The organism is Bacillus aerius, from assembly GCF_029894105.1.
Classification (GTDB): domain Bacteria; phylum Bacillota; class Bacilli; order Bacillales; family Bacillaceae; genus Bacillus; species Bacillus altitudinis.
This window is the reverse complement of record NZ_JARYHO010000001.1, coordinates 58630-74648: the sequence shown is the minus strand read 5'-3', so window position 1 is coordinate 74648 and position 16019 is coordinate 58630. Positions and strand designations below refer to the sequence as shown.

At 45.3% G+C, this 16019-nt stretch carries 9 protein-coding genes, 2 tRNA genes and 3 rRNA genes; 5 read left to right on the top strand and 9 right to left on the bottom strand.

The window, feature by feature from the left end; all coding sequences use genetic code 11:
* The first annotated feature begins 10 nt into the window (after positions 1-10).
* Genes pbp4b through M2353_RS00450 form a run of 3 tightly spaced genes read left to right on the top strand, consistent with a single transcriptional unit; the run spans position 11 to position 4558 of the window.
* The gene (gene pbp4b, locus M2353_RS00460) at positions 11-1366 is read left to right on the top strand and encodes a penicillin binding protein PBP4B (protein WP_284724703.1); all 1356 of its coding nucleotides are present in this window, start codon (positions 11-13) and stop codon (positions 1364-1366) included.
* A gap of 13 nt (positions 1367-1379) precedes the next feature.
* Positions 1380-3299, top strand: a complete 1920-nt coding sequence (locus M2353_RS00455; protein WP_284724702.1) for a glycoside hydrolase family 3 protein — start codon at positions 1380-1382, stop codon at positions 3297-3299.
* A gap of 50 nt (positions 3300-3349) precedes the next feature.
* Positions 3350-4558 carry an exo-beta-N-acetylmuramidase NamZ family protein gene (locus M2353_RS00450; RefSeq protein ID WP_407707998.1) on the top strand — a complete coding sequence of 403 codons (1209 nt, stop codon included), beginning with the start codon at positions 3350-3352 and terminating at the stop codon, positions 4556-4558.
* A gap of 38 nt (positions 4559-4596) precedes the next feature.
* On the opposite strand, the gene M2353_RS00445 is transcribed toward M2353_RS00450, so the two are convergent.
* From M2353_RS00445 to M2353_RS00415, 7 genes are all read right to left on the bottom strand, one after another.
* Positions 4597-5562 (bottom strand): bile acid:sodium symporter family protein, encoded by a 966-nt coding sequence (locus M2353_RS00445; RefSeq protein WP_284724701.1) that lies wholly within the window; start codon positions 5560-5562, stop codon positions 4597-4599.
* Between the two features lie 61 nt (positions 5563-5623).
* A complete protein-coding gene (locus M2353_RS00440) occupies positions 5624-7063 on the bottom strand; it encodes a SulP family inorganic anion transporter (protein WP_284724700.1) in 1440 nt (479 codons plus the stop codon).
* Between the two features lie 362 nt (positions 7064-7425).
* A tRNA-Thr gene (locus M2353_RS00435) sits at positions 7426-7498 on the bottom strand.
* 1 nt (position 7499) lies between these two features.
* A tRNA-Asn gene (locus tag M2353_RS00430) sits at positions 7500-7574 on the bottom strand.
* A 43-nt stretch (positions 7575-7617) separates the two neighbouring features.
* Positions 7618-7733 (bottom strand): 5S ribosomal RNA (rrf, locus tag M2353_RS00425).
* A gap of 61 nt (positions 7734-7794) precedes the next feature.
* Positions 7795-10725 (bottom strand): 23S ribosomal RNA (locus M2353_RS00420).
* Positions 10726-10907: 182 nt separating this feature from the next.
* Positions 10908-12456, bottom strand: a 16S ribosomal RNA gene (locus M2353_RS00415).
* Together the 16S, 23S and 5S rRNA genes with 2 tRNA genes alongside form the textbook arrangement of a ribosomal RNA operon.
* Before the next feature lie 374 nt (positions 12457-12830).
* Between M2353_RS00415 and pdaB the strand changes: the two genes are divergently transcribed.
* Entirely contained in the window at positions 12831-13595 is a 765-nt protein-coding gene (gene pdaB, locus M2353_RS00410) for a polysaccharide deacetylase family sporulation protein PdaB (protein ID WP_017366469.1), read from the top strand.
* On the opposite strand, the gene M2353_RS00405 is transcribed toward pdaB, so the two are convergent.
* A complete protein-coding gene (locus M2353_RS00405; RefSeq protein ID WP_284724699.1) occupies positions 13588-14190 on the bottom strand; it encodes a KinB-signaling pathway activation protein in 603 nt (200 codons plus the stop codon). The two genes, pdaB and M2353_RS00405, sit on opposite strands and share 8 nt — an antisense overlap.
* Before the next feature lie 90 nt (positions 14191-14280).
* On the opposite strand from M2353_RS00405, the gene gerD reads away from it, so the two are divergent.
* Positions 14281-14859: a spore germination lipoprotein GerD gene (gerD, locus tag M2353_RS00400; RefSeq protein ID WP_007496366.1), complete on the top strand. Its 579-nt coding sequence runs from the start codon at positions 14281-14283 to the stop codon at positions 14857-14859.
* Positions 14860-14897: 38 nt separating this feature from the next.
* Here the strand turns inward: gerD and M2353_RS00395 are convergent, their stop codons facing one another.
* Entirely contained in the window at positions 14898-15956 is a 1059-nt protein-coding gene (locus tag M2353_RS00395) for an Mrp/NBP35 family ATP-binding protein (protein WP_284724698.1), read from the bottom strand.
* Between the last annotated feature and the right edge of the window lie 63 nt (positions 15957-16019).

Sequence of the window (16019 nt, the reverse complement as noted above, 5' to 3'; positions counted from 1 at the left end):
GGTCTAGCTCTTGAAGAAATATTTTCTCATCATCACAAGTTTGTTCATGCTCCTAGGGTTACCAGTACAAACATTTGCAACTAGCTCCCATCCTGTATCGTCTTTGTCTAAAACAGCACCTGAAGAATATCCCGTCTTAAAAAAAGCAAAACGACCGGAACAAGTAGGTTTTTCTTCTAGGCAGCTTAGGAAGGTTGATCACATGATTCAAAACGATATCAAAGCAGGGTTTCCAGGGGCAGCACTCATCATTATCAAGGATGGTCAGATCGTCCATCAAAAAGCCTATGGCTACAGACAAAAATATAAAGGGACAACAGAACTCAAATTCTATAAGAAAATGAAAAAGAACACACTGTTCGATTTGGCATCCAATACAAAAATGTATGCCACCAACTATGCCCTGCAAAAGCTAGTATATGAACAAAAACTAGATGTAAATGAAAAAATACAAACCATCCTGCCTGACTTTCAAGATGAACCAGATGCAAAGGTAACCGGCAAAGATCAGCTTCGAGTCAAGGATCTTCTCACCCATTCTGCCGGACTGCCTTCCAGTGTTTTATTTTATAGCAAAGAGCAAGCGGGCTCTTTTTTCTCTCAAGATAGACAAACAACCATGAAATGGCTACCAAAGGTGCCTCTGCAATACAAGCCAGGCACTCAGCATATTTATAGTGATATTGATTACATGCTGTTAGGCATGATCATTGAGAAAAAAACCGGTATGCCACTTGATCAATATGTAGAGTCGACGATTTATCGACCGCTTGGTCTAAAACATACCATGTTCAATCCGCTGAAAAAGGGATTCAAGCCAAAGCATTTTGCAGCAACCGAGCGTCTAGGCAATACACGCGATGGTGTCATTGATTTTGAAAACATTCGCAGGTACTCCCTGCTAGGTGAAGTCCACGATGAGAAAGCCTATTACTCAATGGCAGGTGTCTCCGGACATGCTGGACTTTTCTCTAATACATCAGATATGGCCGTACTGCTTCAGCTGATGCTCAATAAAGGAGGCTATGGGAAAACAACCATCTTTGACCAAGCTTCTATCGATCTCTTTACGGAATCATCAGACACGAACCCAACTTACGGGCTAGGCTGGCGGAAAAACGGCAATACTGACATGGAATGGATGTTTGGGAAGTACGCAAGTAAAGAAGCGTATGGACACACAGGCTGGACCGGAACGATGACTTTGATTGATCCAAAACACAATCTAGGCGTCGTCTTGCTGACAAATAAAAAGCATTCACCCGTCGTTTCACCTGAAGTCAACCCAAATCAATTTGAAGGTGACCTTTTCCCAACTGGTACTTATGGAAGCATCATGACTGCAATCTACGAATCTTTTAAGTAAAAGGAGGAATTCGATGTTAAAAGCTCTGTTCCCCGCTGCACTCGTTTTGGGCCTGCTCACCTCTTCCATTCCAACGGAAAAGGTGAGCTCCGCCTCTCTCCCAACTGCCAAACAAATGGTTCAGGACATGTCCTTGGATGAAAAAATTGGCCAAATGCTCATGCCAGACTTTCGCAATTGGCAAGCAGAAGGTGAATCCGCTCCTACAGGCTTCACAAAAATGAATAAAGAAGTTTCTCACCTTGTAGAGAAATATCATTTAGGCGGTGTCATCTTATTTGCAGAAAATGTCGTTGATACGAAACAAACCGTCAAACTCACACATGAATTTCAACAAGCATCACCTAACATTCCTTTACTCATTTCCATTGATCAAGAAGGCGGAATCGTCACAAGACTACAAAAGGGAACACATTTCCCAGGAAATATGTCGATTGGTGCCTCTCGAAGTAAGAAAAATGCTTATGACACTGGAAAAATCATCGGCAAAGAATTAAACGCTCTAGGTATCAATACAAATTTCTCTCCTGTTCTTGATGTAAATAATAACCCGAATAACCCTGTCATCGGTGTCCGTTCCTTTAGCTCTGACCCTGAACTTGTCACGAGACTTGGTCTGCAAACCATGAAAGGCCTTCAAAAGGAAAAGACCATTTCCACATTAAAGCATTTCCCGGGACATGGTGATACAGCTGTTGATAGTCACTACGGTCTTCCGCTTGTCGAACATGATCTAGATCGTCTTAAAAAGGTGGAGCTGTATCCATTTCAACAAGCAATCAACGCAGGGGCAGATATGGTCATGACCGCTCATGTTCAATTCCCAGCCATTGATGACACAACGTATAAAAGCAAAAAAGATGGCGAGGACATTATGGTTCCAGCAACCTTATCAAAAAAAGTCATCACAAACTTATTAAAAGAAGACATGGGCTTTCAAGGAGTGGTTGTAACAGACGCCCTCAATATGAAAGCGATTGCAGATAACTTCGGACAGGAAGAAGCTGTGGTAATGGCTATTAAAGCAGGCGTCGACATTGCCCTCATGCCAGCACCTGTCACGTCCTTAAAGACAGAAAAAAAACTAGAGAATGTGTTCAATGCTTTAAAAAGAGCAGTTCTCACAAACGAAATTCCGATATCTCAGATCAATCAATCTGTCGAAAAAATCCTTCAATTAAAGATCAAACGCGGCATCATTTCTGCCAATAAATCAGTAAGCCTTGAGAAGAAAATCAAAAAAGCCACACAGCTCGTTGGTCAAAAGTCGCACCGAAAAGCAGAACAAAAAATGGCACGTGAAGGAATCACTCTCCTTAAAAACAACGACAAAACCTTGCCTTTTAAGCCTAAAAAGAATGACAAAATCGTACTCATGGCACCATACGAAGATCAAACAAAAGCAATGTCCGTCACAATTGAATCTCTGATCAAACAGAAAAAGATTAAACCTGTGCAAATCCAATCATACGCATTTGCAGATAAGAGCTTCTCCAAAGAAACAGCCAAACTCATTCAAGATGCTGACTATGTCATTACCGGCTCTTACGTTGTCCAAAATGACCCGGCTGTGAATGATGGCGTCATTGATGACGGTGTACAGGATCCGAAAAAATGGGCAACGGCCTTCCCTCGTGCTGTCATGAAAGAAGCAGCAGCACAAAACAAAAAATTGGTCATCATGAGTCTTAGAAACCCTTATGATGCGGCAAATTTTGAAGAAGCCGATGCCTTACTAGCTGTGTACGGTTTTAAAGGGTACTCAAACGGACAATTCAATCAACCGAATATTCCTGCGGGACTAGAAGTGATTTTTGGAGCGGCCTCACCTAAAGGGAAATTACCCGTCGCTATCCCATCAGTCACTCATCCTAATCAAACCCTTTACCCATTTGGCTATGGACTCAATTTAAAAGGAAAACAGATCAAATAGGAGGGATTCTCTTGAAAAAGACAGCAAGCTTGATACTCGCTAGCATTCTCATGATCAGCACATTGACCGCCGCCTCCCCCGCAGATTCAGAACGAACAGATACAAAAGGAAAAAAAGCAACAGTCAAAACAGGTATCGAAACATTACTCTCAAGTAACCTCTCTTGGCTTAAAGGGAAAAAAGTAGGGCTTATTACGAATCCTACAGGCATTGATGCAAACATGAAAAGCAGTGTCGATCTGCTATTTGAACACCCCGATATTAAACTGACTGCCTTGTATGGGCCTGAACATGGCGTGCGCGGTGATGCACAAGCAGGAGAAGGCGTCGAATCGTATACTGACGAAAAAACAGGCCTGCCTGTTTACTCTCTTTATGGAAAAACAAGAAAGCCAACTCCTGAAATGCTCAAAAATGTAGATGTCCTGCTATTTGATATTCAAGACGTTGGTACTCGTTATTACACCTATATTTACACGATGGCGTATGCAATGGAAGCAGCTAAGGAAAACAACATTCCATTTGTTGTCTTAGATCGTCCAAACCCAATAGGTGGGGTAAAAGTAGAAGGACCCGTATTAGAGCCAGAACACGCCTCTTTTGTAGGTCTCTATCCCATCCCATTAAGACATGGGATGACAACTGGAGAACTTGCATACATGTTTAACAAAGAGTTTCATATCAACGCTGATGTAAAAGTGATCAAAATGAAACATTGGAAACGATCCATGACGTTCGATGACACGAAGCTACCGTTCGTCCTCCCTTCACCTAATATGCCGACCGTTGATAGTACCTTTGTTTACCCAGCAACAGGATTAATCGAAGGCACAAACGTTTCTGAAGGCAGAGGAACGACAAAACCGTTCGAACTCATTGGCGCTCCATATATCAATAGCAACGAGCTAGCAGATCATTTAAATGGGTTAAAACTAAAAGGCGTTCAATTTAGACCTGTTTCATTTACCCCTACCTTTTCAAAACATGCCGGGACTTTGTCTCACGGGGTACAGCTTTATGTCACAGACCGAAAATCATTCGAAGCAGTCAAAACAGGTCTATCCATCATCAAAGCAATACATGACTTGTATCCTAATGACTTTCAATTCCTACAAACAGGTAGCTTTGATAAACTCATCGGGAATAGCTGGATCAAAGAAGAAATCAATAAAGGCACTTCCATCAAACACATCATGAAACAATACCACCATGACCTAAAGACATTCGAAAAGAAACGGAAGAAATACCTCATCTATTAATCGCAAAAAAGCCTCCACCTTAAAGGATGGAGGTTTTTTCATGATAAAGACTTAGTCACAGCAGGTACTTTCAGCTCGAAACGATGAAGTAAAAAGCCAAACAAGGCTGCAAGCACTTGCTGAAACAGCATGCCAATCACTACAGGAACAGCAACAGCAGGCGGGAAAAAGCTAATGGCAAGCACAGCACCCGCGCTAATGTTCCGCATACCGCCCGTATACACAATCGCCACAATTTCTCCTTGGGTACATTTCATCGCCTTTCCAATCAACCACGCAAACGCATACCCACTCATCGCAATGAAAAAGACAGTCGCTGCTTTGCTAAAAAATGCAACATCCAGTTCACGCAAATATGGGGCGACAACAGAACTGTTAATCGATACGACAACAAACAAGCCTAATTTTGAAAAAGGAGCCAAGGTCTGACTCATTGCTTTTGTCACCGATGGCTTTGCATACTGCCGAACGAGCATCCCTAATATAGATGGAAGCACCACCATACCAAACAGCCCCTTCATGATCGCCGCCAGGTCCATATGGACCTGTGTACCAACGAAGATTGACAAGCTTACTGGCACAATCAATGGCGAAAGCAATGTATCAATTAATATGATAGATAACGTTAACCCCACATTCCCTTTATACATTGCCGCCCATATTAAACTAGACACACCTGTCGGAATCACCATCGCAAGCGTCAAACCGGTGATCGTCATAGAATCGCCCGCAAATATCAAATGCCCCGCCGACCATGCATAAAGGGGCATCAGCACATGCAAAATCATAAACGATAAAATCAAAGGCAATGGATGCATCACCGTATGCTTTAAAGCTGAAAAAGTAGATGACAAGCTCCCTGAAAATGTCATCACAGCAAACACCCAAGGCACCAAAAAGGTGAAATCTTTTAAATACGCCGCCAATAATACACCAAGTAGCACGCTGACAGGCGTAATGAGCGGCATCATCCGGCCGAGCACCTGATTCAAACGGACAAGCATGCCGGCCACCTCCATCCTTCACTTTCTTCCTTGTTCTATTGTAACAAACAGAAAAGTCTCTTTAAGATCCGATCACTTGTTTCATAAGTTTTTGACTAGACGTATCCATTCCAACTACGTCCACCTCTACACCAGCTGTACGATATTTTTCCTTCACACGTTCAATCGCGGCCACACCTGATTCGTCCCATATACGCGCTTCAGACAAATCAATCACAACCGTTTTCAGGTCGTTTCCATAATGGAAGGCTTGAATCAATTCAGTCACGGAAGCAAAGAAAATTTGTCCCTTAATTCGATAAATCCATGTACCAGCTTGGCTTTCTGTAGAGGTGATATGAAGTTTTGATATTTTAGCCACAAAGAATACGGCACTAAGCAGCACTCCTGCAAAAACACCCTTGGATAAATCATGAGTGAACACCACCGTCACGACCGTGACAAGCATCACAAGAGAATCTGTTTTTGGGTTCTTTTTTAGCTGCTGGAATGAACTCCAATCAAAAGTACCAATAGAAACCATGATCATGACGGCCACAAGAGCAGCCATTGGAATTTGAACGACTACATCACCGAGCACAAAAATCAATACCATTAAAAATGCACCAGCCACAAAGGTAGAAAGCCTGCCTCGTCCCCCTGCCTTTGTATTAATCACAGATTGACCAATCATCGCACAGCCAGCCATACCGCCAAAAAATCCTGCCACCACATTGGCAATTCCTTGGCCTCTCGCTTCCTTATTTTTACGACTAGACGTTTCCGTCATATCATCTACAATCTGCGCTGTTAATAAAGATTCAAGTAAACCAACCATCGCAAGTGCTAAGGAATAAGGAAAAATGATAGCAAGTGTTTCCCAGCTAAACGGTACATTGGGAATAAGAAAAGTTGGTAAAGAGCTAGGAAGCTCTCCCATGTCCCCAACCGTTCTGACATCAATATGCCCAAATACAGCAATCATCGTCATCACAATAATTGCAACAAGTGGAGAGGGAATAACTTTTGTGACCATCGGCAATACATAAATGATCAACAATGCTCCACCTGTCATGACATACATAGCCATGGATTCCCCAACGAAATGCGGCAGCTGTGCCATGAAGATCATAATTGCCAATGCATTAACAAAACCAACCATCACAGACCTCGGAATAAATTTCATCAGACGAGAAACACGGCACAATCCAAACACAATTTGAATCAAGCCTGTTAAAATCGTAGCTGCGAACAAATACTGCAATCCATGATCTGCAATCAAATTGACCATGACCAGCGCCATAGCACCAGTAGCGGCAGAGATCATACCTGGCCGTCCACCAACAAACGAAATCACAATCGCGATACAAAACGAAGCATACAAACCGACCTTAGGATCAATGCCCGCAATAATCGAAAACGCAATCGCCTCAGGAATCAAAGCCAAGGCCACTAAAATACCCGCCAGCACATCCTGACGCACATGTCCAAACCATTCTTGCTTTACAAATAAATCTTTCAAACCATCTACTCCTTTTTATATACATACCGTACAAGGAAAAAGAAGGCGAATAAAACCCGGAGATACAGAAAGGGAAAAACAATAACCATTCAATTTCGGGGAAAAAGAGGAACGTACAGAGTCTTTTGTAAGAGAGGTAGTCATCACTTTAGTAAGGATAAAAGAAATACGCCGAAGAATCAAGAACAAATAGAAGGAGTATATAGAAAGCTAAGGCAAAGCTTCCATCAAAATCGCTCGAGTCATTTTCTATTTTCATGAGCCTAACTAAGATCAATAAACGTCAACTTATTTTAAAACAAACAAAAAAAGCCTTCTCATCAACGAGAAACCTTAACATTTACCATTATCATATAGAGGAAAGCTTCCAAGCGGGCTCGAACCGCTGACCTCTTCCTTACCATGGAAGTGCTCTACCTACTGAGCTATGGAAGCATGGCTCCGCAGGTAGGACTCGAACCTACGACCGATCGGTTAACAGCCGATAGCTCTACCACTGAGCTACTGCGGAATGGATAAAGTAACTTCTTCCATTGGAAGGATATAAACAAAAAGCTTGGCGGCGTCCTACTCTCACAGGGGGAAACCCCCAACTACCATCGGCGCTGAAGAGCTTAACTTCCGTGTTCGGTATGGGAACGGGTGTGACCTCTTCGCTATCGCCACCAAACCTGATGGAGAGAATGTTCTCTCAAAACTAGATAACAATGTTCATTTTTCACATTAGAATATAGGTTAAGTCCTCGATCTATTAGTATCTGTCAGCTCCACGTGTCACCACGCTTCCACCTCAGACCTATCAACCTGATCATCTTTCAGGGATCTTACTTCCTTGCGGAATGGGAAATCTCATCTTGAGGGGGGCTTCATGCTTAGATGCTTTCAGCACTTATCCCGTCCGCACATAGCTACCCAGCGATGCCCTTGGCAGAACAACTGGTACACCAGCGGTGCGTCCATCCCGGTCCTCTCGTACTAAGGACAGCTCCTCTCAAATTTCCTGCGCCCGCGACGGATAGGGACCGAACTGTCTCACGACGTTCTGAACCCAGCTCGCGTACCGCTTTAATGGGCGAACAGCCCAACCCTTGGGACCGACTACAGCCCCAGGATGCGATGAGCCGACATCGAGGTGCCAAACCTCCCCGTCGATGTGGACTCTTGGGGGAGATAAGCCTGTTATCCCCGGGGTAGCTTTTATCCGTTGAGCGATGGCCCTTCCATGCGGAACCACCGGATCACTAAGCCCGACTTTCGTCCCTGCTCGACTTGTAGGTCTCGCAGTCAAGCTCCCTTGTGCCTTTACACTCTGCGAATGATTTCCAACCATTCTGAGGGAACCTTTGGGCGCCTCCGTTACATTTTAGGAGGCGACCGCCCCAGTCAAACTGCCCACCTGACACTGTCTCCCTGCCCGATAAGGGCAGCGGGTTAGAAGGTCAATACAGCCAGGGTAGTATCCCACCGATGCCTCCACCGAAGCTAGCGCTCCGGTTTCCAAGGCTCCTACCTATCCTGTACAAGCTGTACCAACATTCAATATCAGGCTGCAGTAAAGCTCCACGGGGTCTTTCCGTCCTGTCGCGGGTAACCTGCATCTTCACAGGTACTATAATTTCACCGAGTCTCTCGTTGAGACAGTGCCCAGATCGTTGCGCCTTTCGTGCGGGTCGGAACTTACCCGACAAGGAATTTCGCTACCTTAGGACCGTTATAGTTACGGCCGCCGTTTACTGGGGCTTCAATTCGCACCTTCGCTTACGCTAAGCGCTCCTCTTAACCTTCCAGCACCGGGCAGGCGTCAGCCCCTATACTTCGCCTTACGGCTTCGCAGAGACCTGTGTTTTTGCTAAACAGTCGCCTGGGCCTATTCACTGCGGCTTCTCGGGGCTTTAACACCCTAAGAAGCACCCCTTCTCCCGAAGTTACGGGGTCATTTTGCCGAGTTCCTTAACGAGAGTTCTCTCGATCACCTTAGGATTCTCTCCTCGCCTACCTGTGTCGGTTTGCGGTACGGGCACCTCTCACCTCGCTAGAGGCTTTTCTTGGCAGTGTGGAATCAGGAACTTCGCTACTAAATTTCGCTCGCCATCACAGCTCAGCCTTCACGGGAAACGGATTTGCCTATTTCCCAGCCTAACTGCTTGGACGCGGATATCCAATACCGCGCTTACCCTATCCTCCTGCGTCCCCCCATTGCTCAAATGGTGAGGAGGTGGTACAGGAATATCAACCTGTTGTCCATCGCCTACGCCTTTCGGCCTCGGCTTAGGTCCCGACTAACCCTGAGCGGACGAGCCTTCCTCAGGAAACCTTAGGCATTCGGTGGACGGGATTCTCACCCGTCTTTCGCTACTCATACCGGCATTCTCACTTCTAAGCGCTCCACCAGTCCTTCCGGTCTGACTTCACTGCACTTAGAACGCTCTCCTACCACTGTTCGTAAGAACAGTCCGCAGCTTCGGTGATACGTTTAGCCCCGGTACATTTTCGGCGCAGAGTCACTCGACCAGTGAGCTATTACGCACTCTTTAAATGGTGGCTGCTTCTAAGCCAACATCCTGGTTGTCTAAGCAACTCCACATCCTTTTCCACTTAACGTATACTTTGGGACCTTAGCTGGCGGTCTGGGCTGTTTCCCTTTCGACTACGGATCTTATCACTCGCAGTCTGACTCCCAAGGATAAGTCATCGGCATTCGGAGTTTGACTGAATTCGGTAACCCGGTAGGGGCCCCTAGTCCAATCAGTGCTCTACCTCCGAGACTCTTACCTTGAGGCTAGCCCTAAAGCTATTTCGGAGAGAACCAGCTATCTCCAGGTTCGATTGGCATTTCACCCCTACCCACACCTCATCCCCGCACTTTTCAACGTGCGTGGGTTCGGGCCTCCATTCAGTGTTACCTGAACTTCACCCTGGACATGGGTAGATCACCTGGTTTCGGGTCTACGACCACGTACTCATGCGCCCTATTCAGACTCGCTTTCGCTGCGGCTCCGCATCTTCTGCTTAACCTTGCACGGGATCGTAACTCGCCGGTTCATTCTACAAAAGGCACGCCATCACCCGTTAACGGGCTCTGACTACTTGTAGGCACACGGTTTCAGGATCTATTTCACTCCCCTTCCGGGGTGCTTTTCACCTTTCCCTCACGGTACTGGTTCACTATCGGTCACTAGGGAGTATTTAGCCTTGGGAGATGGTCCTCCCGGATTCCGACGGAATTTCACGTGTTCCGCCGTACTCAGGATCCACTCTGGAGAGAACAACATTTCAGTTACAGGGCTGTTACCTTCTTTGGCGGGCCTTTCCAGACCTCTTCGCTTATATCGTTCCTTTGTAACTCCGTATAGAGTGTCCTACAACCCCAAGAGGCAAGCCTCTTGGTTTGGGCTGTTCCCGTTTCGCTCGCCGCTACTCAGGGAATCGCATTTGCTTTCTCTTCCTCCGGGTACTTAGATGTTTCAGTTCCCCGGGTATGCCTTCTCATACTCTATGTATTCAAGTATGGATACTACTCCATTACGAGCAGTGGGTTTCCCCATTCGGAAATCTCCGGATCAAAGCTTGCTTACAGCTCCCCGAAGCATATCGGTGTTCGTCCCGTCCTTCATCGGCTCCTAGTGCCAAGGCATCCACCGTGCGCCCTTTCTAACTTAACCATTTCTTACTTTAGAAAGAATCACTATGTGTGATGAACTTTGCATTGCATTCAATGTGAATGTATTACTTATTGTTATCTAGTTTTCAAAGAACAATCCTGTCTCGCTAGAGACATGTTTGAAGGAATGATCCTTCAAAACTAAACAAGACGAAAAACGTACGCTGCTCCATATATCCTTAGAAAGGAGGTGATCCAGCCGCACCTTCCGATACGGCTACCTTGTTACGACTTCACCCCAATCATCTGCCCCACCTTCGGCGGCTGGCTCCATAAAGGTTACCTCACCGACTTCGGGTGTTGCAAACTCTCGTGGTGTGACGGGCGGTGTGTACAAGGCCCGGGAACGTATTCACCGCGGCATGCTGATCCGCGATTACTAGCGATTCCAGCTTCACGCAGTCGAGTTGCAGACTGCGATCCGAACTGAGAACAGATTTGTGGGATTGGCTAAACCTTGCGGTCTCGCAGCCCTTTGTTCTGTCCATTGTAGCACGTGTGTAGCCCAGGTCATAAGGGGCATGATGATTTGACGTCATCCCCACCTTCCTCCGGTTTGTCACCGGCAGTCACCTTAGAGTGCCCAACTGAATGCTGGCAACTAAGATCAAGGGTTGCGCTCGTTGCGGGACTTAACCCAACATCTCACGACACGAGCTGACGACAACCATGCACCACCTGTCACTCTGTCCCCGAAGGGAAAGCCCTATCTCTAGGGTTGTCAGAGGATGTCAAGACCTGGTAAGGTTCTTCGCGTTGCTTCGAATTAAACCACATGCTCCACCGCTTGTGCGGGCCCCCGTCAATTCCTTTGAGTTTCAGTCTTGCGACCGTACTCCCCAGGCGGAGTGCTTAATGCGTTAGCTGCAGCACTAAGGGGCGGAAACCCCCTAACACTTAGCACTCATCGTTTACGGCGTGGACTACCAGGGTATCTAATCCTGTTCGCTCCCCACGCTTTCGCTCCTCAGCGTCAGTTACAGACCAGAGAGTCGCCTTCGCCACTGGTGTTCCTCCACATCTCTACGCATTTCACCGCTACACGTGGAATTCCACTCTCCTCTTCTGCACTCAAGTTTCCCAGTTTCCAATGACCCTCCCCGGTTGAGCCGGGGGCTTTCACATCAGACTTAAGAAACCGCCTGCGAGCCCTTTACGCCCAATAATTCCGGACAACGCTTGCCACCTACGTATTACCGCGGCTGCTGGCACGTAGTTAGCCGTGGCTTTCTGGTTAGGTACCGTCAAGGTGCAAGCAGTTACTCTTGCACTTGTTCTTCCCTAACAACAGAGCTTTACGATCCGAAAACCTTCATCACTCACGCGGCGTTGCTCCGTCAGACTTTCGTCCATTGCGGAAGATTCCCTACTGCTGCCTCCCGTAGGAGTCTGGGCCGTGTCTCAGTCCCAGTGTGGCCGATCACCCTCTCAGGTCGGCTACGCATCGTCGCCTTGGTGAGCCGTTACCTCACCAACTAGCTAATGCGCCGCGGGTCCATCTGTAAGTGACAGCCGAAACCGTCTTTCATCCTTGAACCATGCGGTTCAAGGAACTATCCGGTATTAGCTCCGGTTTCCCGGAGTTATCCCAGTCTTACAGGCAGGTTACCCACGTGTTACTCACCCGTCCGCCGCTAACATCCGGGAGCAAGCTCCCTTCTGTCCGCTCGACTTGCATGTATTAGGCACGCCGCCAGCGTTCGTCCTGAGCCAGGATCAAACTCTCCGAAAAAGTACAAAACCGAAGTTTTGCTTTTCGCCAGTTTGACTGACTACCTATGATGTATCATAGGATTTTTTATAAAAACTCGAATTAACAGGTACGTTTTGTCTTGTTTAGTTTTCAAAGATCATCTTCGCCGTTCTTAGCGGCTTTAATAATATAACATTTCGCTTCATCTTATGTCAATAACTTTTTTCAAGTTTATTTCCCGAAGCGTTTGTGTTTGTCACTGTGTGTCAGCGACGATTAATAATATATCACGAAAACATTCTGTTGGTCAACGCCTTTTCAGAACTTTTTTTAAAATAGTTTTATCGTGCATGTTAAACCCTTGTCCTGCATACAATCAAGTAACAATCTTGGACAAGGCAGGAGTGTTTGAATTGAGTCGATTATATGTGTTGCCTATTAAACGGCTGAAGCAAGTAGTCATTATTCTTGTAGCAGCCCTTGCAGCTGCAACCTTTTTTTATGTACAAAAGGCACCGCCGCTGTCGGTATTTAAAACAGAACAAGGACCCCGAGCGATTTATAAAGGAGAGACCTCATCAAAACATGCATCCCTTACGTTTAATATTGGCTGGGGAGACGAGAAGGCTGTTCCTATTTTAAATGTCCTCCGAGAGTACGATATAAAGAACGCCACTTTCTTTCTGTCTGCTTCTTGGGCTGAGCGTCACCCGGATATTGTGAAAAGGATTAAAGAGGACGGCCATCAAATCGGCAGCCTTGGCTATGCATATAAAAATTATAGCCAGCTTGAAGAAAACGAAATTAAGCGAGATCTTGTCCGTGCACAAAATACATTCCAAAAGCTTGGACTGGAAGACATTCAATTATTAAGACCGCCAACTGGGCAATTTAATGAAACGGTATTGAAAATTGCAACACAGTATGGCTATACCGTTGTCCATTACAGCATCAATTCTCAAGATTGGCTGAACCCGGGCGTCGACCAGATTGTTCATAATGTAAATGATCGAATGAAAAGCGGAGACATCATTCTCCTTCACGCCTCAGATTCAGCCACCCAAACCGCTCAAGCCTTACCAGCCATTTTAAAACACTTAAAAGACAAGAATTTAAGAAACGTCACGGTTGGCGAGCTTATCTCTAATACAAAAACAAAGTCAACTGAGGTTAAGTAGCTTTTGCTTTTGAAAACCGCGGCATAGCTAATAACTGAAACGCATTACAACCTAATAGCGGGAATAGCATTAAATATAGCCAGTCCTCTTCATTGACTCTAAGCGCCGGAAACCATTCTAACGACGTGATGACGACCATGAGAAACATTGCAGAAATAAATGTTTTCTTAGAGGACTGCTGCTGTTTAAAATAAGACACGATCAATGCAAACACACCGATAAAAACAGGCAGCCACAAGTATGGAAGAAATGATTCATTCTCCCCGAAAAACAAAAACCGCAAATAAGCTAAATCAAACAGCACGAAAATCACAAGGAATAACTGAATGGTATTCCATAAAGAATGCGACCTGAAAATCTCCAGCGCAAACCGGTGCACTGTCAAAAAGACAACAAACCCCATCTGACTGATTACACTAAAGATCATCCCCACACCAATAAACCAAAATAACACAGACGCAATCTCTAAAATCTCAAACGATACAAACAGCTTCTGATATTTCCCCCACTCCAGCGCAAAACCTACCACGCTTGTAATGACCGCTCCAACAGCCAGCACAGAGAAGAAAAAACGAACTAAATTCCGACTTTTCATTGAAATGACCCAACCCCTATTTTTGTTATGTATAAATTCACGTGAAACATTCATATTAAAAGTAAGACATGTAACGAAAGGAGCCACAGTATGTCAAAAGGCATCTTGCGTATAATGAGCTGTTTTCTTCTTTTATCTCTAACAGCTTGTGCTCCCAAAACCCAATCCTCATCTAATATGGACTATGACGAAACGAAAAAAATGGTCGTCGATATTTTGAAAACAGATGACGGTAAAAAGGCCATTCAACAGTTATTAAATGACGAGGCAATGAATGAAGCTTTGGTAATGGATGAACAAACTGTGAAAAAAACAATAGAGAAAACACTGACTTCTGATAAAGGCAAAGAGTTCTGGAAGAAGGTCTTTGAGGATTCTAAATTTGCCGAGACTTTCGCAAAATCCATGCAGCAACAGCATGAAAAGATGTTAAAACAATTGATGAAGGACCCTGACTATCAACAAATGATGATGGATATTCTCAAGGATCCTGAAATGGAAAAGAAATACGGTGAACTGGTCAAAAGCAAAGAGTTCAGAAAGCACTTAGAGAAAGTCATCACAGAAACATTGAGCAGCCCTCTCTATAAGAAGAAGTTCGAAGATGAGCTAAAAAAAGCAGTCTCTGAAAGCAGCAATGATTCCGGTTCACAAGGAAGCGGCAGTTAAACATCACCCGAGTGGCACAAGGTCCACTCGGGCTTTCATTATGCTTTGACTGTTAATTGTTCAATGACTTTATTGGCAATGTGTAGATACACTTCCCCTGTCGGATGACTCGCATCATAGACAGAAGGTGCAAAATCGTCCTCATTCCAATCAGGCTGTCTTAAAGGGATTTGACCAAGAACTGATACACGCAGCTCCTCCGCCAGCTTGTCCCCGCCGCCCTTTCCAAAGACATATTCCTTCTCACCTGTTTTTTTGCTTTCATAGTAACTCATATTCTCAACGACCCCTAGCACCTCGTGATCTGTTTGCAGTGCCATTGCGCCTGCTCTAGCAGCAACGAAAGCCGCTGTTGGATGCGGTGTCGTCACAATGATTTCTTTACAGCTCGGAAGCATCGTATGAATATCAAGTGCCACATCACCTGTTCCAGGCGGAAGGTCTAATAGTAAGTAATCTAATTCTCCCCACTCTACTTCGTGGAAGAAGTTATTTAGCATTTTACCAAGCATCGGTCCTCTCCAAATGACCGGTGCGTTTTCTTCAACAAAAAAGCCCATTGAAATCACTTTGACGCCAAAGCGTTCCACAGGAATAATCTTTTCCCCTTTAACTGTCGGTCTGACGGTGATTCCCATCATATCCGGTACGCTAAAGCCGTAAATATCAGCATCGATCAGTCCCACTTTTTTCCCTAGACGAGCCAGTGCCACAGCCAGGTTAACGGAAACGGTTGATTTCCCAACTCCGCCTTTTCCACTTGCAATCGCTAAAAACACAGGTGGATTTTTAGAGTTGAGCAAATTTTCTTCCTCATCCTGTGACGGCATAAACTTTTCAAGCGTTTCTTGAGGCAGTTCTTCAAAACGAAGTCCTACAGTGTTCGCGCCCGCTGCTTTTAAAGCTTGTACGATGTTTTGCTGCAGCTTCATCTGCTCAGCAGTGCCTGTTTTGGCAATCGCCACTTTTAAGCTCACATGCTCTTTTTCAGGCTTTAGGCTGATTTCCTTGATGGCATCCAGCTCACCAAGCGGTATATGAAGGAAAGGTTCGTCCATCTTCCCAACTAGTTTTCTCACATCATCTTGTCCGATCATAGCAGAACCTCACCCTTTATTGAATTCGTTTACAATTCAAGTATATCATACATATCCTTACAA